Origin of the sequence: Streptomyces sp. NPDC018026 (genome assembly GCF_044327745.1) — a bacterium.
GTDB lineage: Bacteria > Actinomycetota > Actinomycetes > Streptomycetales > Streptomycetaceae > Streptomyces > Streptomyces rubrogriseus.
In genome coordinates, this window is record NZ_JBIRFY010000020.1 from 24,194 (window position 1) to 48,691 (window position 24,498).

Sequence of the window (24,498 nt, forward strand, 5' to 3'; positions counted from 1 at the left end):
ATGACCGGACCATCACACAGTCAGCGTCCCCTCACACCAGTCTCACCCCATCGAGCGAAGGATCACGACTCTGTCTCAATTCTCAATAACTTGCCCGTTCCACGGAAATGCGCAGTGGCGGCACATCAGGGACACGTCCCCGGCCGAGTGGGCGGACGTCGTCGAATTCGACGCGGCCATCCGGCAGGGCAATGCACGCGCCAACGCCTCGGGCAACAGGCTGCTCGGCGAGGCGTTCCTGCACCGCTCCGGCGTCCCACTCAGCGAAGCCCCCATCGATCACGTCACCGCCGCCGAAAGAGCCGCCCTGCAGCCCGAACTGGACGACGCCGACGTGCTGGAGAACGGTGTCGAGGACGGCTGCTCGCCCTGGGCGTGCCGCGGCGACGCCAACGCGCTGACGCGGGACGACTTTGCGCTGGCCACGTGATCCTCGATCTCTTCGCGGGGCCGGGCGGCTGGAGCAGGGCCCTGCACGTCCTGGGCGTGCGCGACATCGGCCTGGAATGGGACCCGTGGGCATGTAAGTCCCGAGCTGCGGCAGGCCAGTTGACCATCCGGTGCGACGTCGCGGGGTACCCAACCTGGCCGTTCATCGGCCGCACCCGAGGGGTGATCGCCTCGCCGCCATGTCAGGCGTGGAGCATGGCCGGCAAGCGCCTGGGCCTGCTCGACCAGCCGCTGGTGCACGAGGCGGTCGCCGACCTGGCCACCGGTCGCGACACCCGCGAACGCCTCCTCGCCGCCTGCCATGACAAGCGCTCCCTGCTCGCCGCCGAGCCGATGCGCTACCTCTACGCCCTGAACGCGGTTCGCGAGCCCGAGTGGGTGGCCATGGAGGAAGTACCGGACGTGCTGCCCCTGTGGAAACAGTACGCAGCTGTCCTGCGCGGCTGGGGGTTCTCCGTCTGGTACGGAATACTCAACGCCGCCGACTTCGGCGTCCCGCAGACCAGGAAGCGAGCGATCCTCCTGGCCTCCCGCGTCCGCACGGCACAACCACCCACGCCCACGCACGCCCAGCTCGCCGAGCCGGAATCGCTGTTCGGTCCGGGCCGTGCCCGCTGGGTCAGCATGGCCGAAGCCCTGGGATGGGGCGCGACAGACCGGCCCGTCCCCACCGTCTGCGCAGGAGGCGGGCCCGGCGGAGGCCCCGAACCGTTCCCGTCAGGCTCCCGCAAGACGCTGTCCGACGCCCGGGAGCGCGGCACTTGGATGCCCCGGCCAGACGGGGTGGTTCTGCAGTCCCGCGGCGAAGGCACGGGGCGGGCGGCCCGGCACGGCACCCGAGACAACCGTACGGCCGACGCTCCCGCGCCCACATTCACCGCCGAGACCCACCGCTGGTCCTGGTCCCTGCGCAGCAACAACCAGGCCAACGCCACCGTCTGTCCGCTGTCCGAGCCAGCCGGCGCGCTGTTCTTCGGACACCGCGCCAACGAATGCACCTGGGTCGCCGAACCCGCCACACCGCCAGCCGAAGAAGCCGATGCGCCGACCGTTCCCGAGCCGATCCGGATCACCGCCCACGAGGCCGGCCTCCTGCAGACCTTCCCCGCCGACTACCCCTGGGCCGGCAACAAGGGGCAACAGTTCTCGCAGATCGGCAACGCCGTTCCCCCGCTGCTCGCCGGCCATCTCCTCGCCCCGCACCTCGGCCTCCCCCTCGACCCCGACGACTTCACCCTCGCCGCCTGATGCCCCACACCCCCACCCCCACCCCCGACGAAGACGACCTCGACGCCATCCCAACGCCCCAGCCGGTTTTCCACGTCGAGCAGGCCCTCCTGGGGGCCCTCCTCCTCGACCCGCACCGCCTGGACGACGTGAGCGGCATCACCGCCGACTCCTTCTCCACCACCGCACACGCCGCCCTGTACACCGCGATCAGCACCCTGCCGCGGCCCGACCCCGCCGAGCACGCGAAGAACACCAAGTGGCTCGACCACGTGCTCACCACGGGCCAAGAACAGACGCGCGGACTGACCGCCACCTACCTGCACACCCTCATCCAGGTCTGCCCCTGGCCCAGCCACGCCCCCGCCTACGCCCGCATGGTCGAGGCCGAGCACGCCCGCCGCCGCCTACTGACGGCCGTCGAACGCCTCATCCACACCATCCACGACGCCAGCCTCCCCCACCCCGTCCAGACGGTGCTCACCGAGGCCGACGCACTCGCCGAGGTCGTGGACGACATCGCGAACCGCTTCCCCCCACGCTCCGGCGTCCTCCCCCGCACCCCGGCACCGCCCCCCGCCGCCCCTGACCACACCGAGGCGGTCGAGGAGGAGCAACTCCTGCTCGCCACCGCCACCGCCCGCCCTGACGAGATCGACACCGTGCGGTTGCTGGTCCCCGACGACCTCACCCTGCCGCTGCACGCCGGCCTGTGGCAGTGCCTGACCACCCTCGCCCGCCGCAACGAACCCATCGACCCCGTCACCGTCCTGTGGGAAGCCCAGCTGCGCGGCATGCTGGACGACGGCAGTGATCCAGGCGAGATCCTGCGCATGCTGGCCGAACCGGCCGGATCCGTCGGGCACTGGGGCGAACGCGCCCTGCAGCGCTCCCTCCTGGCCACGGCCGATCACACCGGACGGCGCATCGAGGCGTACGCCGGCGACCCGGCGAACACCCCCTTCCAGCTCGTCGTCGGCGCCCGCCGCGCTCTCGCCGACATCGCCGCCGTCCGCACCCGCTGGCAGATCGCCACCGGATCCGCCCCGCTGCAGCGGCGCGCGGCGCCTGCCATCCGCGCCGGCCCGCCGACCACCACGGCCGCACACGCGGCCCGATCCACACGAGCAACCCGATAACTGCCGAGTACGCCGGTGGCCGGACCCGAAGGCCCGCCCACCGGCAGTACAGATGAGACCCCCAAGTGGCTGCCTCCATCGATGCCCATGTCCGCCTCGACACCCATCCCACACACCCGAGCGCCGTGCAGGCCGTCCTGACCGGCTCCCAGGCCCACGTCGCCTCCATGGCTCTGGAGGCTGCCGGTTGGAGTGCCGCCACCACAGGCGTCCTGGTCCTGGCCCGCATCGATCACGAGGAGCCCTACTGGGCCGACGACGCAGCCCAGCACCTGACCGCTGAAGACATCACCGTCGAGATCACCCCACGCCTCCAGGAGGCCATCGACGAGGAATGGACCTGGCCGAACTACCGGATGCCCTGGTGCACTCGCAGCGACATCCGCGCGGACTCCAATGAGGCGCAGAAGATCCACGACGACATCCGCAACGGCCACCTCCTGATCCACGCCCACGCCCCTGCCCACGCCCACGACGGCCGCACCACCGTCGCGGCCGGCACATACCTCCACCCAGGCGGCAAGTCCGTCCACCTGCACGGCGAGGATCATCTGCGTCAGATCGCTGACACCTTCGACTCACCCGCGGAGGCACTGGTGGCCTTCGAGAAGGTCCACGCAGCCGAGATACGCCCCGGCCCGGCGCCCCTGACCGACACCGAACGCGCCGCCATCGCAGCGCGTTCCGTCTTCGATGTCACCACAGTCGAGTCCGAACCGTCCCACCCTCAGCTTGAGGTCGTCCCTGTCTACCTGGCCGATGCCGGCGACCACGACGCGCTCCTCGACGAACACGGCGAGTTCGGAAAGTGGCGCACCTGGTCCGACGAGACGACCCACTCCATCCACGAATCGCAGACCCTTCGCATCGAACGAGTCCACGAAACCCAGGCCCGCAAGACCGCCTGGACCGTGGCTGCCTACGAGACACCCGTCTCCGACCGCCTGTGGCACTTCACCGCGACCGGCGCCACTCCCGCCCCCGTGCTGCAGAATTTGCTGAACCACCTCGCCGACGGCGACGGCTGGGACACGGTCATCGGCGTCCCGGTGGGCGAGAGGACGGCCATCACAGCCACGCAGCCGCTCACTGAGGCCGGGCGGAAGCACACCCTGACAGGGCACGGGATCCGGTGGACGTCCCCCGACGAGCAGGCAGGCGTTCGGTTTGCCCCACTGACCGCGCAGGCCCCCCAGAACCCAGCCACCTGGCCCATCTGGGCCGGCCCTCACCCTGACCGGCCCACCTGGGCCATCACCGCGTCCCCGCACACCCCGAGCTCGCTGCTGGCCGACCTCTCCGAACTCTCGTCCACGAGACCGGCACGCGCCAGCCCCAGCCGGGCGGCGAGCACAGGACCCGCCTCGCAGCCAGTGTGCCGACGGCTCCGGCGGTCAGGGCCGACCGACCGCCAGCCGTTCACGCTGATCACCGGCCCGCACGAGCGGGGCAACATAGCGCGATCGCTGGTTGCCCAAGCCGGCGATCCCGCGCACCATAGATAGTCCACCGCCACGCCCTGCCCGCACGTCGAGAGGCTCCTCCCACGACCGCAGGCCCGACACGGAGCGCAGCCCGTCACGAGGCCGGCAGCGCCGGGCGATCATGCCGCCACGTAGCTTGCCCGGAACAGCTCGTGCGCCCTCTCCACATCCCTCGGCGTACGCAGCTGCAGCTTGCTGGACCGAGCACGTCGCGGCCGGCGGGCTCACGCCCATCGCAACCCGATGGACCCGGCCCGTAAGCAACTCGTACGTGCCGTGGTTCCGCACGGAACGGCCGGCAGGATCTGGGCCGAGGACCCGCCCACCGGGAAACGCCGCGATCTGGGACTCGAGGACGAGAGAGCCTTCTGGACCTGGGCCATGGTCGAGGTCCTGCGGGCCACCGGCATCCGTGTCGAGGAACTGCTGGAACTCAGCCACCACAGCCTGGTCCAATACCGGCTGGCCACCACCGGTGAACTTGTCCCCCTCCTACAGATCGTCCCGTCCAAGACGGATACCGAGCGGCTGCTGCTGGTCAGCCCCGAACTCGCCGACGTCCTGAGCGCGATCATCTGCCGAGCCCGGGAGGCCACCGGCACCGTTCCCCTGCTCCGCTCCTACGACCGCCGCGAATGTGCGTGGCAGGAGCCTGCCCCTCTGCTGTTCCAACGACGCATCCGCGGTGAGGACTGCGCGTTCACCGATGAAATCGTTCGTACCATGCTCGACGAGGCCCTCACCGACACGGGCCTGACCGACGTTACGGGTGCCCCGCTTCGCTACACACCGCACGACTTCCGCCGGCTGTTCATCACCGATGCCATCCTCAACGGGCTGCCGCCGCACATCGCCCAGGTGATCGCTGGCCACCAGGACATCAACGTGACTCTCGGTTACAAGGCCGTCTACCCCGAAGAGGCGATCCAGGCGCACATGGCCTTCTTCGCCCGCCGCAGGTCCCTCCGCCCGAGCGGGGAATACCGTGTCCCCACCGACGATGAATGGCAGAAGTTCCTCGGCCACTTCGAGCGGCGAAAGGTCTCCATCGGAGCATGCGGCCGCGCGTTCGGCACCCCCTGCATCCACGAACACGCCCCGTTGACTGAACGAAGCCTGGAGATTGCCCAGTTCAGTGGGCGGATGGAGTCATCGGGTACTACGGTCACCGATCGTGATGAACGATGCTCCCCGACGAGATTTGGCGGCCCTGGTGGTCCCCCGGTGGGGTCGGCTGGTGGAGACCGGCGACCGGTACGAGCCCTACCGGCTGATCGATCCCGACGGAGCGGCCGTCGAGGCGGTCGCCGTCTACTTCCAGGAGTTGCTGGCGGCCGGGAAAGCGCCGTCAACGGTTCGCTCCTACGGGATGGATCTGTTGCGGTGGTGGCGGTTCTTGCAGGCCGTGGACATTCCCTGGGACCGAGCGACCCGTCGGGAAGCCCGGGACTTCAGCTGTTGGATCCAAGAGACTGTCAAACCCAGGAAGATCAAGGACCAGGGCCCGCGAGCGGTACGGGGAGCCGGTGCCTCGAACCCGGTGACCGGGAAGCCGTCGACCGGATCCGGATACGCTCCGACCACCGTCGTGCACAGCGAGACGGTCCTGCGCCGGTTCTACGATGTGCACCGCGATTCGGGGACCGGCCCGCTGCTCAACCCGTTCCCGCTGGATCTGTCCCGCCGCTCCGGGCGGGCTCACGCGCACCACAATCCGATGGACGGCTGAAAGCCCGATCGGGTGGGCCGCTACCGGCCGAGCCTTCCGCGGCGAATCCCGCGCTCGATTCCGGAAGCATGGTTCAACAAGCTGTTCGCGGCACTGCCCTCCAACCGCGACCGGGCCCTGGTCGCCTTCTGGATCTGCACCGGGGTGCGGGCCTCGGAACTGATCGGCATGCGCCAGCGCGACGTCGACCCCGGCCAGCAGTTGATCAGCGTGGTGCGCAAGGGCTCGCGGGCGGTCCAGCAGGTGCCGGCATCGGCAGACGCATTCGTCTGGCTGCGCCTCTACCAGCAGGAGGTACACGGCCAGGTCGCGCGAGGCCGCACCCAACCGGTGTGGTGGACACGGCGAGACCCGATCCGACCCCTGACCTACCACGGCGCCCACCGGATGTTCGAGCGCGTCAACGCCTCGCTCGGCGCCGACTGGACCCTTCACGACCTGCGGCACAGCGCAGCCGCCCGCATGGTGCGCGACCCGAAGCTGACGCTGTCCGACGTGCAGTGGGTGCTCGGACACGCTCACCTGTCCGCCACGGAGGTATATCTGACGCCGCACAAGGACGAGGCCGTGGCCGGCGTGCTGGCGCACCACGCACGCCAGGCCCGCGAGAACATCCAGACGGCACCTCCGCCGCCGGCACCGGGCTACGACCCAGCGTCGCTAGATGTCCTGTTCGGGCGCTCGTCATGACGGCCGTCGTCAAGCACGCGACGCGCAAGACGTTGGAGATCACGAACGCGACCGCGGAGCAGGCCCAGGCGCGGAACAGTCGGCTACGCGAGCAGTTCCCGGCCCGGACCGCAGAACGGCGGTGGTCCCAGACCGCACAGCCGTCTGAAAAGACGCTGCGACGCCTGACGGCGCCGCCGTTTCTCCCCGCGGCGAACGGCACCCGAGCCGGACGCCGCCGTGGGGTGACCAAGCTCCTGGACTGGCTGTCGAGCCAGCCCGGGGATACCTGGCAGCAGCGCTGGATGGCCACGGGGGCCGAGAACTTGTGCGGAGCCGCCTGGGTCGAGCTCCCACAGCGGTGGCTGAGCGAGCGCGGGCCCTCACCGTCGCATGACCGGGAAGACCTGACCTCCGGGCTGCTCATGCTGATCTGCGGAGACGTCATCCGTCCTGCTCTGCCGTGGATGCTCACCCGCACGCACCGGCATCTCGCCTCTGTGATGGCCCAGGTCCGAGACCCGGACGGATTCGCGCGCCTGCACCAGTTGGCCGCCGCCGGGCCGGCGAGCTCGCGCAAGGATGCGCAGATCGCCGCGACGCGGATCGCCACCCTGCTGGCCTGCAAGGGCGGACGGATCGGCGACATCACCGTCGGCGACTGCGTGGAGCTCGTCGATACCCAGCGCCGGGTGCACGCCCGCGACGGACAGAAGAAGGTCGACTTCTACCTGCGGCTGCGGGCCATGGGTATCTTCCCCGAGGATGCCCCTGCCACGATTCGTGCCTTCGAGCTCGCCCTGGGGCAGTTGAGCATCGAAGAGTTGGTGGACCGCTACCAAATCCGGTGCCAACCGGTGCGCGACGTGATCGTGGACTATCTGCGCGAGCGCCAACCATCACTGGACTTCGCCAGCCTGGACGCGATCTCGCGCACGCTCGCGGGCCTGTTCTGGGCCCGGATCGAAGCTCTGGCGCCGGGAATCGACTCACTGCGGCTGCCCCCGGCGGTGGCTCGCGCTTGGAAGGACGACCTGAAGGTCAAGAAGCGCACCGTCGTGGGCCCCGACGGCAAGAGCGTCGAGGTCACCAGCCCGCGACTCAACGCCAAGGACGAACTCATGCGCGTCCGAGCATTCTATCTCGACATCGCGCAATGGGCGGCCGAGGAACCGGCCCGCTGGGAGCCATGGGCCGTGCCCTGTCCGATCAGCGACGACGAGATCCACAAGGCAAAGGAACGCAAGAGGCGCAAAGCCCGGATGGATCAGCGCACCCGCGAGCGGCTGCCCGTCCTACCCATCCTGGTCAGCACCACCGACCGCCGGCGCCGCGACGCCGCCAGCCTGCTCCAGGCGGCGGGAGACACCGAGCCCGGAGCTCTGATTCCCGGCACCGGCGGGGCTCTGCGCAGAGCCATCTCTCCGAAAGCCGCAGGCCACCTCATCTGGGCCGAGGAGATCTCCAGCGGGCGCCGGCGAAACCTGACCTATGAAGAAGAGGAAGCGTTCTGGGCGTTCGCCGTGATCGAGGTCCTGCGTCTGACCGGCGTTCGCAACGAGGAACTCCTGGAACTCACACACCACAGCGTCACCCAGTACCGGCTCCCGTCCACTGGCGAGGTCGTCCCTCTGCTGCAGATCGCCCCGTCCAAAACCGACACCGAGCGACTCCTGCTGGTTAGCCCGGAACTCGCTGACGTCCTCAGCGCCATCATCAGTCGGCTCCGCGGCTCTGGCAGGACAGTCCCGCTGGTGGCCGCCTATGACGTCCGCGAGAAGGTCTGAAACCCGCCGATGCCGCTGCTGTTCCAGCGTGGCATCGGCTCCGAGCACCGCGCTTTCACACCGACCGCGATCCGCAAGCTGCTGATCAATGCGCTGGCCGCGACCGGGGTGACCAACGCCGAAGGTGAGGCCCTGTCCTTCTCTCCCCACGACTTCCGGAGGATCTTCGTCACCGACGCCATCATGAACGGGCTGCCCCCGCACATTGCCCAGGTCATCTGCGGTCACAAGAACATCGACACCACGATCGGATACAAGGCGGTCTACCCTGCCGAGACGATCGAGGCCCACCGGGCGTTCATCGGCCGTCGGCGGGCCTCCCGCCCCGGCGAGGAGTACCGGATCCCGACGGAGGAGGAGTGGGACGCCTTCCTCGCCCACTTCGAGAAGCGGAAGGTGTCCATCGGCACCTGTGCACGCATCTTCGGATCGCCCTGCATCCATGGCACGCTTGTGTCAGATGCTCGCTCCTCCGACCTGACCCGGCCCAACGGGCACGGCTTGCCGAGATCCGCGACAACTTGATCGCCCGAATCACCGAAGCTGAACAGGAGGGATGGCTCGGTGAGATCGAAGGACTCCAAGTCAGCCTCGCCAGCGCAGAGGAGAAGCTCGCCCAGCTCGATGCAGAGCAAGTCCGTCAACGCCAAGCGATTGATCTCGGCATGCCCCGCTTCAGACAGATCGCGACACGAATCAGTACGGCAAGAGGACCTTCAGGTTAGCCGAGCCTCATCCACGCGGATGATCTACACCACCCCGACCCAGGCCACGGGCCACGATCTACGGGCGGCGGGCCAGCAAATGGGTGTCGAGGAAGCCCCGCTCGGACGCTGGGTCGTGGAGCAACCGAGCAACCGTGACGAGTCCGGCCCCGGTCAGCAACTCGGCAAACTGCTCCGCCGGCCAGCTATAGGCGGGCGCCACCTTGTGGTCGAAGCGGACCGGCTCCGGTCCCTCGGTCCCGAAGAAGGACACCAGGAGCAGGCCCCCTGGCGTCAGGACACGCACCTGTTCGGCGAGCAGCGCGGGCAATTCTCCAGGTGGGGTATGGATCATCGAGTAGTGGGCCAGCACTCCGCCGAGCGCGCCGTCCTCGATCGGCAGGGCCTCCATTCGCGCTTCGTCGAACCGCAGCGTCGGATGGGCCCGCCGGGCGTGGGCGACCATAGCCGGGGAGAGGTCGAGTCCGAAGGAGTCCAGCCCCAAGTCGTGCAGCATGGCTGTCAGATGCCCGGGCCCGCACCCGACGTCGGCTGCCCGCAAGTTCCCTGTGCCACTCACGAGCTCGGCGAAGGTACCGATCATGTTCCGCGCGAACGGCTGCGTCTCCAACCGATTAGCGAACATCGACGCATACAGCTCGACGACCCCGTCGTAGGCCGCCCTGGTCTCGTCCTGGTGTTTTAACACGGGAAGGAAACTAACACCCGCGCCGTTCGCACCCGTTCTCCGGCCCCACACCGGACCTCCCCTTCAGGACTGATCGTCCCGTCACCTGATCACAGGGCACACTCTCGTTGGTTCAGAGAAGCCTGTGTTCGCTGCCCAATGCTCTGGCCCGACCCCGCGCAGCGTGACCGGCTCGTCGAGATCCGCGACAACCTCCTCGCCCGCATCGCTGAGGCCGAACGCGAAGGATGGCTCGGCGAGATGGAAGCGCTGCAGGTGAGCCTGGCCGGAGCAGAGGAGAAGCTCGCCCAACTCGACCGGCGCCCATCCCGCGTCGTCGTCGACCTCGGCGTTCCCGTGATCACCGCTCCCAGCGTTCGCCGCCAGCACCGGCCGGAGGAGAGAACGTGGCCCTTGGGCTCCATCAATTAATGGCCGCGTCAGCAAGTTCAGGCCCGGCACTTCCGCTTACCGCGACAGGACGAGGATCACCGTGAGTGGGCCGAAGGCAACCGCGAGGGCGCAGAGGAGCCGTCTCCATTCAAAGGACCAGTGCCGCCGGACCTGCCCCTTACTGTTGCCACCCTGTGTCTCGGACGCTTTGAGTTGGGCTTCTCGAAGCAGGTGAAAGGCCCGTTGATGCGTCCTGTAGCCGGTGAAGGAACCCAGCAGTGAACTGCCGAAGGCGACCGATCTCATCTCGCGCCCGTCTCTCAGGACAATGGTCAGGCCATCATGCACATCCACCTCGTCGACATCGGTCCAGGCAACGGTTGCGGTCACGAGAAAGTTCGTGAAGGACACTTGATTGTCAGTGCTTCGGATGGCCGAGTCCCATCCAAGCGCCCAGAAGAAAATCGAAGCTCCGGCAACCGCGAACGCCGCCGCCGACTCCTCGTCCCACGGACCTGCGATCAAAACCGCACAAACGTAGGACGTAATCGCCGCAGCTACAGGAAACCACACGTACACCGGCCGACGAAGCACTCTGGTTTGCATCCCAACCGCCCTCCTACAGCCGATCCTTTCCGCTGGCGACGGCAGGAGGCAAGGCCGCCTACGGCGGCCGCGGACCGGCAGCACCGCATTATCGCCACCCTCACAAGCACTGCGACCAACCGCGCCGATTCCCCGTTGCCACTATGGAGGGCCTCCAAGCGTGACTGTCGATGCCGGCACCAGTGACAAGCAATCAGCTACAACCAGGAATCTTCAGACCCCGGCTACGGAGATCTGTACCGAGCATCCGCCCGGCGCAACTCCCCTGCCGCAAAGACGAAATATGCGGCTCCAGCGAAGAGTATGCCTGGGATCGCGAGTATGGCCCGCTGATCGCTCTCGAGGACGGTCTCGTACTGGCTGTGCGAGACCTCAATCGTGCCGCGCGCGTGGGGAGTCGTGTCGAAAACGAAGTACCGGCCGTCCTTGACCTCTGGGGCCTGCCAGTTCCCCGCGCCAACTGTGCTGAAAAGCATCAACACGACGCCCGAGATGACCAGAGCCCCAAGGACTCCCTGTATCCTGCCAGGCAGACATCGAAAGGCGAGCCACATCGAGTGCCGGTCTGCCCCACTCAGGAACATGCGCACCAAGGCAGCTATAAAGATTGGGAAGAGAAGCACCACGGTCGCCACCATCGGCCACTTCAATCCCGCCAGCGGCAAGGTCCCCGGCAGCCACGTGAGCGCGGCGAGCAACAGCAGCACGGTACTCAACCCGGCCGCGATCCCCCCGTGCAACTTGAAACTCCATTCCATACCCCAGAGCCTGCCACGTGCGCCGCTCCACCTCATTGCCGTGACTCGGCAAAGATGACTGCTCCCCGATGCCGGGTTCCGCTTCGAGCCAGCAGATGAACTGCCTGCGGACCTGAGGTCCAACACCGTGCCCCCCAGCAAGGTCGGAAAGAAGGACCGGGTTCGGAGAAGACGCCAGCGTTCGTGCCGCGCTTGTACTCGACTATGACTGGCGAGCCGTTCTCGTCCAGCCCGAGCGAGTCGATCCGGCCCCCGTGGACGGGCCCAGAGCTGTACTCACTCGCCAGGAACCGGACGCCCAGCAGCGTCTCCATGTGCGCCTCGACAAGGCCCTGCACATCGGCCTCGATCTCAGCAAGACGCGGCATGATCTCCGTCATGCCGCTATTCGTCACGTCCGTGCGGAACAGCTTCAGGCCCGACACCTTCCCCTCCTCGGTTCGGAGATCACCAACGCCGATGAGGTGCGGGGTTGTTTCCGCGTGAGACTTCGGGGGCGTGAAGATAATGTGAGACCCGACGTACGGCCCGATCAGGGAGCGCTCGCGTCCCCCGGTCACCGGGAATCCGCGATTCCCCCATGTGTCCCCCCGCGACATGGGGGACAGCGCCCGGAAGCTGCGTTTACGCAGGTCAGCCCCCGCAGCTCAGTGGGTAGAGCACGTGCCTTCTAAGCTTGGCGTTTAACGTCCGCTGCAGCAGACCCATTACTACGGCCTTCGTACTGCGTGGCGTCCCGCGGGATGCGTTTGCCTAACTGTCATGCTTTCGGGCGGAGTTGTATGCATGCCTGACCCACAGACCCGACGCCTTGTTCGAGCTGAGCGATGCACTGCTGTGTGCGGACGGCCCGGTGAAGACGTTGGTCGGGTTGTCTCTGGCGCCTGAGCACAGGCGTGGGCATGGCGCACTGTATGGCGGGCTGAATCGCCGGCATCTGGACGTGTCTCGGCTACGCATGGCGCTGGCCGAACTGCCGCTTCCCCGGACGGCGGAAGGGCGGCTGGTCCTGGCGGTCGATGTGCGCAACTGGCTGCGGCCGGATGCGAACACCAGCCCGGACCGGCTGTTCTGTCACACGTATGGCCGGGGCCGGGGCTCGGCCCAGATGATCCCTGGGTGGCCCTATTCCTTCATCGCCGCTCTGGAGCCGGGCCGCACGTCGTGGACTGCCATGCTGGACTTGGTCCGGCTGTGTCCGTGGGACGACGCGATCGCCGTCACCGCCGCCCAACTCCGGGACGTGTTCCAACGACTGTATGTGGCCGGGCAGTGACAGATCGGCGATCCACCCGTTCTGGTCGTCGTCGATGCCGGCTACGACGTGACGCGCCTGGCCTTCCTGCTCGCGGACCTGCCCCTTGAGCTGCTGGGCCGGATGGGCAAACGCGGGCGCAAGCCCAAGCGCGGGCCGAAGTTCGCGTCCGAGACTGCGGCAACCCAGCCGACCCCTTCCGTCACCACCGTGACGGACACCACCCACTACGGGAAGGCCGTAGCCACTGCCTGGGACCGCCTGCACCCTCTGCTGGTGCGCCGCTCGGCCTGGGCCGGCCACCCCGTAGGCCTGTGCCGTAGTCACAGCAGGGGAATAAGACCGAAAAATATAGCAAGTATGCCCACCAGCATCCAAAGGCAGCCTGCCAGTCTCATGGGTGATACACCCTCACGTCTACCCATTGCGGACGACGAAGCAGTCCCGGCCAATCTCCTCCTCACTCCGCAAAAATCCGCAAAAACACCAACTCCGAAGAGGAGAACCACTGTACCGAATAGGACGAAGGATCCGCCGAACACAAAAGAGAGCACTGACACGCCCGCATCCAAGCTATGAGAAGATCGCAAAAACAATCCCGAAAAGGGTCATGAACATGCCCAAAATGGTGGCCATTACACCGACAGCTTTAAAGGTGCCTGGCACTTTAGTGTCGCCTGGGGCGAGATTGATGGGCGACGCTGTTAGCCGGTCACGGAACCCCTTGTGGTTCGTGGCCAGGGCTAGGCCGAAGGCGAGACACGCAAGCCCGAGAAGTAGTGGAATGATAAACATGGAGAAGATCCCGTCTTATTCTTGCCGAGAGGCCGCTGGCCCGAGAGCTTATCTCTCGGGCCAGCGGCAAGGAGTTTGACTTAACTGCAGCCGAGTCGGAGTGAACAACCCCAGGTGTAGTTGATCCCGGTCTCGATTCCCCCCTCGACTCCGGGTCCCCCACCTACTTCAGTGGCCCATACAGGCTCACCCTTACTGTTCCTCACCCATGATCCGTCGAGATTGAAGCTGGATTCATGACTAGCAAGGCCTCCAACGCCGTAGTGCGCGGAGATCTCCTTGTCCCAGCCCCAGCCCCGGAGCTGGTCGAGCGAGTCTGCGTTGCTGGTCAGTCCGGTGACGTCGGCTGAGAGTCCCGCTCCGACCCCGGAGATCGCCGGAGACCCACTCACGCCGAGATCCCAGTCCCCGTCGGCGTTCCGGCCCACCATAACGCAGCCCCCCAGACTTCCCATGACGCCTGCTCCTGCGGAAACGCTGATGCAAACACCCCACGTGTTGGGCTCGGTTCCCACGCCGATGACGTCAAGTACCTTACCGAACCAGTTCTTGTTGGCCTTGGGCTTGGGCTTGGGGCCGGGGTTGGGCGGCGGTACCGTCTTCAGCCAGCCCTTGGGCGCGGGTGTGGAGGGCAGGGTGATGTTGCGGCGGCCTGGGATGCCTCCGAGGCCAGTGGGCTTCATGCCCTTCACGAGCGGCGGGCGCTTACCACAGCGGCAGGCGCGGACCGGTCCTTCGCTACTGTTGCTGGCCTTTTTGCCGCTGCTGACGGGGACGCCGTTGCGGCAGTTTTTGATTTCTCCGGTGTGGCATCCGGGGACACCGAGGCCGGTGGGGTCTGCGACGGTCTGCGGGTTCTGAACCGCGTAGCTGTAGCCGTTGAGGGTCTGCCCGATGCCAGTCTGCAGGAGTGGGTCGACGCTGATGAACTGGCCGATCTCCGGGTCGTACTGGCGTGCGCCGACGTGGGTGAGTCCTGTGCCGGTGTCGGTGGTCTTGCCGAGGAAGCCCTTGTCGTCAGGCCATGCCGATCCTGTTGCGGTGCCTCTGGGGGCGCCGAAAGGGGTCAGGTAGCGCCGGGAGTACGCCTGGTCAGTGGCGTCGATGGCAAGGGTGGCCGTGCCGTGCAGGTCATTGACCAGGTAACTGAGCTCATTGCTGCCGCTCTCGTTGGACCGGACGGCGACGGTCACATCGCCGGAGCCGTAGCGGCGCTGGGCCCAGGCGGTGCCGTCAGCGCGCAGGTGCAGCTCCGTTGCGCCCGCGTAGAGGGTGCGCTCTCCGTCCTCGGTGGTGCGGATGAGGAGGGTGCCGTCGGCCCCGTACAGGTAGTCGGTGGTCTTGCCGTTCTCGGTCAGGTTGGTCAGCTTGCCTTCGTCGGACCAGGCGAGGTCCTGTGTGGCGGTTCCGTCGGGCCGGCTGGTGGTGTTGCCGGTGCTGTCGAACGTGAAGGCGCGGTCAGGGCTGGTGCAGTTTGCCGTCGTGCTGGTTCCGGTCAGGGCGTGGGGCTGGCCCTCCTTCTCGTAGCAGTAGTTCGTGGTGGTGTTGCCGGCGGTGGCGTGCTCGGTCTGCGTGGTGCGCTGGCCGGCGTCGTTGTACGTGTAGCTGGTCCAGTACGGGGCTCTTCCACCCAGGGCGTGCACGCTGCGGGTGTCGGAGCAGTTCTGGGAGGCGGGGGTCCATGCTTCGGTCATGCGCCGGTGGCCGTCGTAGGCGAAGCACTGGGTTTCCGCTGCTGCGGTGCCGCCGAGGGTGCTGGTGTCGGCGCTGGAGGTGACGTTGCCTGTCTGGTCGTAGGTATAGGCGAGGTTCTGCAGCTTGTAGGGGTGGGTCTGGTCGGTGACGTGGCTGCCGAGAAGGCGCTTGGTGCCTTCCTCCCAGAGGTTGGTGATGTACGTCTTCTTGTGCTCTTCGGTGTCGGCGGTGCCGAGGGTCAGCTGCCGGGCCTGCCCGAGGGCGGAGTAGTCGGCGTCCAGGAGGTAGCCGGCTTTGCCGACGATGGAGGTGACCTGTCCGGTGTTGGTGTACTGGTAGCCAACGATCTCGGAGGGTAGTCCTCCGAGGGCGGGTTCCTGGGTGCTCTGCAGGGTGCCGTCGAGGTTGTAGTTGGCTTCGAACTGCAGGGTGGCCGGTGCCCCTGCGGTGATCAGTGGGTCGGATTCCGGCAGGGTGAGTTCGGTGGTGGTGGGCCGGTAGAGCTTGTCGTAGGCGGTTACGGTTTTGGTGTAGGCCGTGCCGTTCTTGCCGCCGACGTAGCGGGTGCTTGTGTCGGGCTGTCCCTCGAGGAGGGTGTCGTAGGTGAAGGCGGTCAGTTGGTTGGCGTCTGTTTTCGATCCGGCCCAGGTGCCGGTGATGCGGTTGAGAGCGTCGTAGGCGGTGATGATGCTCTTGCCCCGGGAGTCGGTGGTCTGGGTGAGCCGGTCCAGTTGGTCGTAAGACAGGCGGGTCAGGCCCTTGTCGGGGTCGTCCGCACTGATCTTGCGGCCGAACAGGTCGTACCCGTACGCCCACTGGGCGCCGTCGGGGCCGGTGACGCGGGTCTGCTGGTCGTCCAGCGTGTACTGGAAGGTGGTGGAGGTGTACGAGCTGGTGCCCGTTGTGCCGCCGAACTGGGGATCGGCGGGGCTGGTGCCTGCGTACTCGCGGGTTTCCACGGTCCGGCCGCGGGCGTCGATGAGTGTGCGGCTGGCCGAGCCGCCCTTGAGGGCGGTGGTGGCGGTGGAGTCACCGGTGTAGCTGGTGGTGGTCGACCACTTCTTCACCCCGTACGTGTAGAGGGTGCTGATGGTCGGGCGTTCCGCGCCGTCATACACCGTTTCGGTCTGTGTGGGAGCCTCGCCGTACTCGGCGCGGGTGTAGGTGCCGTTCGGTACGGAGGTGGTGTCGAAGATGTCCTCGTACTTCTCGTAGGTCAGGCCGCGGGTGTCGTAGCGGGTGTCGGTGAGTATCCGGCCGCCGAGCGGGCTGGTGGTCTGGGTCTGCAGGGGCCGCATCATCGCGTCGTACAGTTCGTAGCTCGTGGTGTACGTCTTGCCGTCCTTCTTCAGGGTGGAGGTGGACACCCAGGACGGTTCGCTGCTGCTGATGTGGTACTTGAAGGTGGTGTTCGCGCTGTAGCCGGCGGCCTTGCTGCGGTTGGGCTGCCAGACTGCGGTGAGGCGGCCAAGAGCGTCGTAGGTGGATTCGGTCTTCTTGGCGTTGGCGTCGTACATGCGCACGGCCTGGCCGTGTCTGGGGTCCAGGTACGTGTCCGTCACGTGGCCCTTGGGGTTGGTGACAGTCGTCTTGGTCAGCGGCCCCGCGGTGGCGGGGGTGTAGCGGGTGTGGGTGGTGTTGCCGTCGACGTCAGTGACGTCGACGGGGCGGCCGAGAGCGTCGTAGGCGGTGGTCGACGTGGTCTGCCAGCCCGAGGCCGCACGCAGCTTGTCCGGTCCCACCGTGCTGTTGTAGCCGGTGGCGCGGCCGGTCCAGGTGGCTGCGCCCTTGGTGGGCTTCTGGGAGGCTGCCCAGGTGGTGGCGTCGGGGGTGTCGTAGACGGTGGCGGTGTCGGACAGGACGTCGCCGCGGGCCTTCGAGTTCGCGGGCAGGTTCAGGCTGGTGTCGATGACGGAGCAGGACCGGCCGACCGTGCGGGTGCGGGAGACGAGGTCGTTGATGCCGGCCGCATCGTTGCGCGCGTACCAGGTGCGGGTGCAGGTCTCGTCGCCGCTCTTGCCGTTCTCGCCTGAGTCGCCGACGGTGACGGGCATGCCGTAGTCGTCGTAGGAGGTGGCGACGGAGCGGGAGCGCCAGGCGTGGGCGGCGGACAGGTACTCGTAGGTGGTGGACTTGGCGGTGCGGACGTAGCGGGCCACGTGGTCGGCGGCGTCGGGCGCGCTCTGGCGGGCGGTCTCCTTCGACCACGGGTCGGTGACCTCGACCGTGATCGGCGTCGCACCGTTGTAGGTGACGTGCTCGCGCCGCATTCCCTGGAACTGGTCGCTGTCGGTGATGCTTGCTACGCCGACGGACGGGGACGCGAGCGGGGTCACGGAGACGGAGCGGGTGGTGCCGTCCTTCTTCTTGTCGCCGTGCATGCCTTGCATGTAGAGGGAGACCGTCTTGGAGCGGGTGGTTTCCTTGGCGCCGGTGTGGACGGTGACCTGACGGTAGCCGCGCCAGTCGGACCAGGTGCGTTCGTCTTTCGAGGTAAACGGGTCGTCGCTGTGGTGCCAGGCGGCGCCGCTGTAGTCGTAGGCGTATTCGACCGCGTCGTTGTTGCCCGCCGGGTCCGAGACGACGACGGCTTCCACCCGGTACTTGTGGAACCAGTCCACCGACGCGTCCTCGGCGCCGTTGATGTTCCAGTACTGCGGGAAGCAGGAGCGGGTGTTGGCGTCCTCGGCAGCGCCCTGTACCTCGCTGCGCGTGCACTCGGGCGAGGACAAGGTCACCGTGGTGATCGAGCCGGTCTCCGAGGTGACCGTGGAAATGCGGGGCCGGGTCAGCGGCAGGATGTCGTCGGTGCCGTCCACGCGGTTCTCGCGCCACTGGTAGGTGAACGAGACCGGGTTGAGCTCGATGGCTGTGCCGCCGGCCTTGCCGGTCCGTTTGATCGACTTCAGGGTGAGGACGTGGTCGGAGGTGTCGCCAATGTCCCCGCCGTCCAGGTACTTCTGCGTGAAGTCCCACGAGTCCACCGGGTCGTAGTCGCCACCGGAGGCGTTGTAGGAGAAGGTGTCGATGCCGGTCAGGCGTTTGCGGGAGAAGAACGAGGGGCCGGTGCCCAGGCAGTCGTCGTCGCCGTCGGTGCAGATGGCGTCGAAGGGAACGTCGGGCCAGTTCTTGGCCGTGTCCTTGGTCAGTGACGAGCAGTCGTCAGCGGTGCACCGCTCGGCGTGGCTGAAGGTGACCTTGGCATCGGCGTCATCGGTGAACAGCGCGCCCTTGCGCAGCCCGTACTTGATCTCCTTCAGGTAGCCGCCGCGGGTGTAGGAAGCGTTGGCGGTGGTGGCCTTGTTCTTCTTGTAGTGGTTGGTTTCCTTGGCGTACCAGTAGGTGGAGGCGTTGCCATGGGTGTCCTCGACATGGTCGAGGTTCCACCGCCACGCCTGGGTCACCGCGCGGTCGCCGAAGGAGTCGCCCTTGCTGTAGCCGGGCTCACCGGAGTCGTCGCCGAAGACCGGCACCGTCCACGTCGAGTTCGTGCGCTGGCTGCCGGCGCCGTCGAGCTTGTTCTTGCCGAAGACGTAGGCGGTGCCGTCGCCGGTGATGACGGTCCAGTACTCGCCGTTGTCGTCACCGTTGTCGGCACCTGTGGAGCGGGTGACCGTGGAGGCGTCGTCGTTGGCCAGCCGCCAGGTGCCGTCCGCGTCCTCGGACTTCTTCACCAGGCGGGTGGCCTTGCCGTTCAATACCAGCTGGGCATTGTCGTACTTCCAGCATCGGTCGTTGGATTTGTCGTGGCCGTCGTCGTCGCAGGAGCCGTAGGACCGCTCGATGTAGGACTCGGTCAGGCTGAAGCCTTCACCGACCGCGCTGCCCTGGTTGTTGGTGGTGGCGGTGCGGCCGTCGACGCTGCCCGAGTCGTACGACAGGTCCAGCTCCGGTGTCGGCCCAGCTGCCGCGGGCGGCATGCTGATGTCGTAGTTCCAGGTGAACGAACCGGAGCTGTCCCCTGCCTCCCAGGACGAGGACTCCGAAAGATCGGTGGCCGAGTAGTCGCCGGCACCGGACGGGGACGCGCCCGCTCCCGGCTCGGTGGCGGTCACCGCGAACACCGCGCTCTGCGTGGAGGCCGCCGCCCGCGCCAGCTGAGTCGAAGGACCGGCGTCGGTCTCGGCCAGCTGAACAGCGGCCGTGAGGGTCTGCCGAGCGCGGTCGTTGTCCGACGTCAACGAAGTGGTGGTACGGCATGCCGCCTTGTCCGGCGTGTCCAGCACACAGCCGGGAAGGCGAACAAGGTGCAGCCGGTCGGCCCAGTCGCCGCCGACCGCGGAGGCGAAGCTGCTGTAGTCGATGCTGAGCTGGGCCTGCCCCGCCTCGTCAGCTTCAGCGGTCAGCAGCACACCCGTGATGCCGGCCTTCTCGGCGGCTTCCTGGCCGAGGACGTGGATACGTGCTTCGGTGCCGGAAGCGGCGCTCTTCTTGCCTCCGGATGGACTGAGAGCGAGGGGGAGGCCGCCGGGCTTGGCCCTGCCGCGCTTGCCGGCGTCGAGTTCGACGATCGCATCGCCTTCTTGCGGCCAGGTCGCTGCCCGCTGCTCGTCCTTCGACCGACGAGCGCGCTCAGCGTCCGCCTTCTCGCTCTGGGAGACCTTCGCTCGGGCCCTTTTGGCACCGGGTCCTTCAGTCTCCTTGACCTTGCTCACTCGCTGACCAGGAAGATCCGGGCGGCCGAGTCCGCTCTCAGCGGCCTGCGCCACGGGAGCCAGCCCGGTGGGGACAGCGAGTGCCAGTGCCAGGACCGCTGCCACGGTCGCACCGCGCCCTCTGCGCCAATCCCGTCTCATTGTCGTGCCTATGCCAAAGGCCATGTTCATCCGTTCCGCCTGCGCTCTCCGGCGTCGTCTGGGTCGGCAAGTGGTCGCGCTGTGGCGCCGGGTGCGGCGCCGACCAGGTCGGCGCCGCACCCGATATATGGTGGTCAGTCGCCGACGCGGTAGTCGATCTGCTCGCTGCTGGCCATCGCACCCGCCCACAACCGGACCTCATTGATGCGCGCCGGCAGGTAGTGCTTCCACGCACCACCGGTGAATCCCTTGCCGACGGCGAAGTCACCACTGCCCAGCGCAATCGTGTACGTCTGGGTCCCGCCATTCTGGACGTGGCTGAGGTAGAGACTGATCGTTCCGTTCAGCGAGTTGTAGATACCAGTCAGGCGCACCGGGCTGTCGACGGCCGCGACATCGTCGGACACCACCGACGAGAAGGTGCCGTCAGCGTTGAGCCGGCCGAAGTGCCACTTGCCGACCGGGACCGTCCGTTCCTCCCGGTCGTCATCGAGGTAGGTCTCCTTGCCGGTCAGTTCGAACCAGAACCCCCACGCGGAGCCGTCAGCCGTGCGCTGGCCAAGGACCTGACCGGTGTAGCCGATGTCCTTGGCCAGCAACTTGGTCCCGTCGAGCTGCACGGAGGTCGACACGGTGAAGGAACTGTGGTCGTACACCAGCGGTCCGGGCGTGGTTGCGGCGTCGTCGACGCCGTCCAAGACAATCGACTCCCCGTCGATTGAGGAGCCGCCGGTGAGGGTCAGGCTCCGGCCGTACCCGGAGGTCGTGTCAGCGACCGTCGTGCCACTGCCGCGTTCGGCAGACCAGTCGGCGACCAGTTCGGCGCCTGCGTAGCCCTCCGAGGTGAGCAGTTGCGCCTCGTCGGCGATCTCCTTGGGAGTCAGGACGCGCTGTCACACGGCGACTTCGTCGATCGAGCCTGGGAAGTAGAAGGCCGGGCCGCTGCTGAGTTGGTGGCGACCGAAGTCCAACGGTGCGGTCGCCGGCCAGGAGCCCTCAACTGTGACAGTGCCCCCTTGCCTGCGGCCATCGACGTAGAAGTTGAGTTCCTTCTTCGCCGGGTCGTAGCTGCCCGCCAGATGTGTCCATACGCCGACCTGCGCCGGATAGACCGCTGACCTGCCGAAGTACCAGTCCTTCTCACCGGCCTTGCGTACACCGAAGTACCAGGTCTTGATACCAGGGTCGTAGTAGAAGATAAAGGGACTGCTCACACCGTCCCGTGACGACAGCACGGCCGCCTTGTTGTCCAGCTTGTCCGGCCGAACCCAAGCGGACAGCGTGTAGGCCGACCGGGTCTCCACTGCCGGTCCACTGGTGGCGGCGTACCCGGTGCTGCCGTTGAGGGACAGCCCCTTGTCCGTGATCGCTGTCTCCAGCGGTTGCCCTTCGGCGTCATGGGTGATCAACCCACGGCGTCCGCGGTCATCACGAGCCGCGCCCCCTCCGAGGGTTGCGTCGTCCCTGCCGTCCGCTGTCGCGGCGTCGACTGCGACGCCGCTCGCCTCGTCGAAGTGCCAACGCCCGATGGGGCCCTCACCGGCCGCCACCAGGAAGTCGACGACGCTCTGCGCGCCCCAGCGGCCGACGTCGTCCTTCGCGCGGACGTACACGCTGTAGGTGCCGGAACGTTCCGGCGTGATGTTCTTCGCGACCGAAGCACCCTTGAGTTCACTCGACCAGGCGTCATCAGAAGACAGCTTGTACTGGTAGGAGACGTTGTTGGCGTCGCCTGTCGCTGCGGTGAAGGACAGAGTTGCCGGCTGGTTGGGACCGCCTCCCGGAGCGCATGCCGTGTCTGTGCACGCGCTGTACGGGGCCGCGACGGCGACCTTGGGCGCCTTGGGCGCGGTGGAGTCGACCTTGAAGTAGCACCAGCCCGAAGTTCCGCTCGACAGGTGGCTCTTACCGGCGTTGTAGAACGAGTGTGTCCAGGCCTGGTATCGGTACAGCTTGCCGTCTGTCAGCGACGACCACGTGAGGGTGACGGACTTGCCGTCCCCTATGTATCCGGACGAGGGTCGGGTCGATCCGTTGCCGGGGGTGGTGTCCGTCCACGTGCCGTCCGCGTTCTTGTGGTCGAGGTCGAAGTAGATCCGCAGCTGGGCCTCCTTCTCACCTCCGGCCTTGGTCTGTGCGTACGCCCGCAGTGTCGGGGTCGGGTCGGAGACGACCGCTGGATCAGATGCCGACCGTTCACACACCGCACCGGAGCCGGTCATCAGCGCGATGCCGGTCGGCTTGTCCGGCAGTCCGACAAAGTCCACTGCGAGTACCGCGTCGTTGCGGAACCGCTTCCACGCCGAGGTGTCGGACTCGTCGTGGGCGCGGATCTCGAGCGTGAACCGCGAGAACTTGCCCGCCGCGAAGTTCTGCACGGTGGGGGTGAGGTTCTCGTTGGTCTCCTCCGGGTTGTCGTTGAACTCGATCGGCGCGTCCGGCGAGTCCGGGTCGCACAGCGAGCCACGGCCGGCGGAAACGTACCGGTCGCCCATCCAGTCCAACTCCTTGGGCCGTGAGGACCAGGTGGTGGAGGAGGAGATGTTGTTCGTGCGGACCAGATCCACCCAGCGAGGACTGCACTGGAACGCCCACGGCTCGGTCACCCGGAACGTGGCGTCCAGGACCTTCTTGCCCTTCAAGCTCGCCGGCGAGAACTCGAAGTACAGCCGCTGCACATACCCTGGCCCGCAGTAGTAGCCGCTCCAGGAGCCGCACTTTCCGGCTCCCTTACCCCGGTTGTCACTGCCGTTGCCCCAACCGTAGGACTCGTAACCGTCGCTGCGCAGCAGCGTCCGCTCGGACTCGCCCCACGTGATAGTGGGATCGATGAACAGCGGAAAGGCCGACTCGTCCGTCTCGGCCAGCATCTGCGCATCCGGCACGACCGTCAGCGCGTCCTCGTGAACCTGGACATCCATCCGGGTGACCGTGTCGCCCTGCCCTGGCTCCAGACCCGTGCCCGAGGCCGCACTCTCTGCCGGGTCCGCGGGCACGGGCTGTTCCGCTTCTGCCCGCAGCAGCTGCGTGTTCGGCTGCGAAGCGCCCTGGCCCGCCGAGTCCCACATCTGTGCCGGTGGCGCCTTGAATACCGCCTGTCCGTCGTCGTCCAGCGCGGCCAGGTTGCCGGCGGCGCCCTCCACCACGTCCAAGCCGTCGGACTCGAGGCCGAAGGTGAGCTTCTTGAGCTCTTCGTTCTCTGCGGCCTCGGGTGTCTTCACGACCAGCACCTGCTGGAAGCTCTCGGCCGTCGCGGTCACCTTCAGATCGACGCCCGGCAGCACCTCGGGGTAGAGCGCGCTGGAGCCGTCCAGCTCAGGCTCGGGAAGAGAACCCGGCCAGTCCAGCTCCAGCCACCGGCCCTGCTCCTCGATCCGCGCCAGCGACGCGTCTCCACCGCCGGAGAAGGACATGTCCGCGGAGGCCGCCTTCGGTCCCACTGAGCCATCGGACCGCGTCTCCAGCGTGGGATCAGGCGCCTGCCAGCCGCCACCGGGCTTCGCCACCCGCACCGGCACCGACGACTCCTCCAGCGTGAACGTCGCCCCGTCCGGGTTGGCGAAAACCGTGGTGCGCTCCCCGCGCTCTGCGGTCACCTCCACCCGCTCGCCGGACTCCTGTGCCGCCCGGAGGGCCTTCTGCCCCTCCGACAACGGCACATCAGCGGCATCGTCCCCGGCCGCAGAGGCGACCGGGCCAGGCACGAGAGCCGCGACCACCGCCGCACACACGACCGCGGTCATGCCCGCGACGGCCCTGCGATCCCGTCTTCTGCCAGGCCTCCCAGCCCGGTCCTTCGGTGTGAGCAGCACTTCTCGCCCACCTCGCAACCGAGTCCACATCTCTGCCACACCCCGCCCACAAGATTCACAAAGTAGCCAGGAGTAACTAACGCTGCAGCAGAGTGTCAGGTCAACAGGTAGTAAACGGACATCAGTGCGCCAAGCTCTGGAAGGCCACGTGAGGAACCCGACGTTTAGCCAGGGTTGTACGCAACAAGATCACACTTACGCATCTGTACCAGCACACCACCATCAACCAGACGATGCGCCTGTGGTCGCATCCAGCCCGAAGCTGAAGGAGACTCCTGCTCCAGCACGCTGAGCCTGAGTTGGTTTTACGCAGCGGGGGATCACCTGCACCGAACGGTCGACCTGCTCGCCATCGACGACCGCAGTTCTGAAGGCACAGGCGGCACCGCAACCGCCGCGGTACGGGCCCGGTCTTCTTCGGCATGCTCTCCCTCGACGGTGCGGGGAGCGTGTAGGGGCCGGGTGCTACTCCCTCGGTTTCTCCCTCGATCCGCTGGCCCTGCCGCCGGAT

General features: G+C 67.1%; 13 protein-coding genes and 5 pseudogenes. 10 read left to right on the forward strand and 8 right to left on the reverse strand.

The window, feature by feature from the left end:
- Positions 1–91 precede the first annotated feature (91 nt).
- The 7 genes and pseudogenes from ACH4D3_RS37385 to ACH4D3_RS37415 all read left to right on the forward strand — a co-directional run.
- Positions 92–430, forward strand: a pseudogene (locus ACH4D3_RS37385) (hypothetical protein); the annotation flags it as partial.
- Positions 427–1,698 (forward strand): DNA cytosine methyltransferase, encoded by a 1,272-nt coding sequence (locus ACH4D3_RS37390; protein WP_398332057.1) that lies wholly within the window; start codon positions 427–429, stop codon positions 1,696–1,698. The pseudogene ACH4D3_RS37385 and the gene ACH4D3_RS37390, both read left to right, overlap by 4 nt.
- Positions 1,698–2,816, forward strand: coding sequence for a DnaB-like helicase N-terminal domain-containing protein (locus ACH4D3_RS37395; RefSeq protein WP_398332060.1), 1,119 nt, complete (start codon positions 1,698–1,700; stop codon positions 2,814–2,816). The genes ACH4D3_RS37390 and ACH4D3_RS37395 overlap by 1 nt, the downstream gene beginning before the upstream one ends.
- Before the next feature lie 65 nt (positions 2,817–2,881).
- A complete protein-coding gene (locus ACH4D3_RS37400) occupies positions 2,882–4,321 on the forward strand; it encodes a DUF317 domain-containing protein (protein WP_398332063.1) in 1,440 nt (479 codons plus the stop codon).
- Between the two features lie 360 nt (positions 4,322–4,681).
- Positions 4,682–5,155: pseudogene (locus ACH4D3_RS37405) on the forward strand (site-specific integrase); the annotation flags it as partial.
- Between the two features lie 322 nt (positions 5,156–5,477).
- The gene (locus ACH4D3_RS37410) at positions 5,478–6,029 is read left to right on the forward strand and encodes a site-specific integrase (protein ID WP_398332066.1); all 552 of its coding nucleotides are present in this window, start codon (positions 5,478–5,480) and stop codon (positions 6,027–6,029) included.
- Positions 6,030–6,041: 12 nt separating this feature from the next.
- Entirely contained in the window at positions 6,042–6,719 is a 678-nt protein-coding gene (locus ACH4D3_RS37415) for a tyrosine-type recombinase/integrase (RefSeq protein WP_398332069.1), read from the forward strand.
- Between the two features lie 362 nt (positions 6,720–7,081).
- Here the strand turns inward: ACH4D3_RS37415 and ACH4D3_RS37420 are convergent, their stop codons facing one another.
- Together ACH4D3_RS37420 and ACH4D3_RS37425 are read right to left on the reverse strand one after the other, a co-directional pair.
- The gene (locus ACH4D3_RS37420) at positions 7,082–7,594 is read right to left on the reverse strand and encodes a hypothetical protein (protein WP_398332071.1); all 513 of its coding nucleotides are present in this window, start codon (positions 7,592–7,594) and stop codon (positions 7,082–7,084) included.
- 399 nt (positions 7,595–7,993) lie between these two features.
- A complete protein-coding gene (locus ACH4D3_RS37425) occupies positions 7,994–8,533 on the reverse strand; it encodes a hypothetical protein (RefSeq protein WP_398332074.1) in 540 nt (179 codons plus the stop codon).
- Between ACH4D3_RS37425 and ACH4D3_RS37430 the strand changes: the two genes are divergently transcribed.
- Positions 8,495–9,010, forward strand: coding sequence for a tyrosine-type recombinase/integrase (locus ACH4D3_RS37430; RefSeq protein WP_398332077.1), 516 nt, complete (start codon positions 8,495–8,497; stop codon positions 9,008–9,010). The two genes, ACH4D3_RS37425 and ACH4D3_RS37430, sit on opposite strands and share 39 nt — an antisense overlap.
- 258 nt (positions 9,011–9,268) lie before the next feature.
- Here ACH4D3_RS37430 and ACH4D3_RS37435 read toward each other — a convergent pair whose 3' ends face one another.
- Positions 9,269–9,898, reverse strand: coding sequence for a class I SAM-dependent methyltransferase (locus ACH4D3_RS37435; RefSeq protein ID WP_380978759.1), 630 nt, complete (start codon positions 9,896–9,898; stop codon positions 9,269–9,271).
- A gap of 138 nt (positions 9,899–10,036) precedes the next feature.
- On the opposite strand from ACH4D3_RS37435, the gene ACH4D3_RS37440 reads away from it, so the two are divergent.
- Complete coding sequence (locus tag ACH4D3_RS37440) at positions 10,037–10,309, forward strand: hypothetical protein (RefSeq protein ID WP_398332080.1); 273 nt, start codon at positions 10,037–10,039, stop codon at positions 10,307–10,309.
- A gap of 36 nt (positions 10,310–10,345) precedes the next feature.
- Here ACH4D3_RS37440 and ACH4D3_RS37445 read toward each other — a convergent pair whose 3' ends face one another.
- The 3 genes and pseudogenes from ACH4D3_RS37445 to ACH4D3_RS37455 form a co-directional block, all read right to left on the reverse strand.
- Positions 10,346–10,876 (reverse strand): hypothetical protein, encoded by a 531-nt coding sequence (locus ACH4D3_RS37445; RefSeq protein WP_398332083.1) that lies wholly within the window; start codon positions 10,874–10,876, stop codon positions 10,346–10,348.
- 224 nt (positions 10,877–11,100) lie between these two features.
- A complete protein-coding gene (locus ACH4D3_RS37450) occupies positions 11,101–11,583 on the reverse strand; it encodes a hypothetical protein (RefSeq protein WP_398332228.1) in 483 nt (160 codons plus the stop codon).
- A 212-nt stretch (positions 11,584–11,795) separates the two neighbouring features.
- A pseudogene (locus ACH4D3_RS37455) lies at positions 11,796–12,059 on the reverse strand (transporter); the annotation flags it as partial.
- Positions 12,060–12,391: 332 nt separating this feature from the next.
- On the opposite strand from ACH4D3_RS37455, the pseudogene ACH4D3_RS37460 reads away from it, so the two are divergent.
- Positions 12,392–13,192 (forward strand): annotated as a pseudogene (locus tag ACH4D3_RS37460) (transposase); the annotation flags it as partial.
- 572 nt (positions 13,193–13,764) lie between these two features.
- On the opposite strand, the gene ACH4D3_RS37465 reads toward ACH4D3_RS37460, so the two are convergent.
- Together ACH4D3_RS37465 and ACH4D3_RS37470 are read right to left on the reverse strand one after the other, a co-directional pair.
- Positions 13,765–20,175: an RHS repeat-associated core domain-containing protein gene (locus ACH4D3_RS37465; protein WP_398332086.1), complete on the reverse strand. Its 6,411-nt coding sequence runs from the start codon at positions 20,173–20,175 to the stop codon at positions 13,765–13,767.
- 134 nt (positions 20,176–20,309) lie between these two features.
- Positions 20,310–23,918 (reverse strand): annotated as a pseudogene (locus tag ACH4D3_RS37470) (LamG-like jellyroll fold domain-containing protein).
- Between the last annotated feature and the right edge of the window lie 580 nt (positions 23,919–24,498).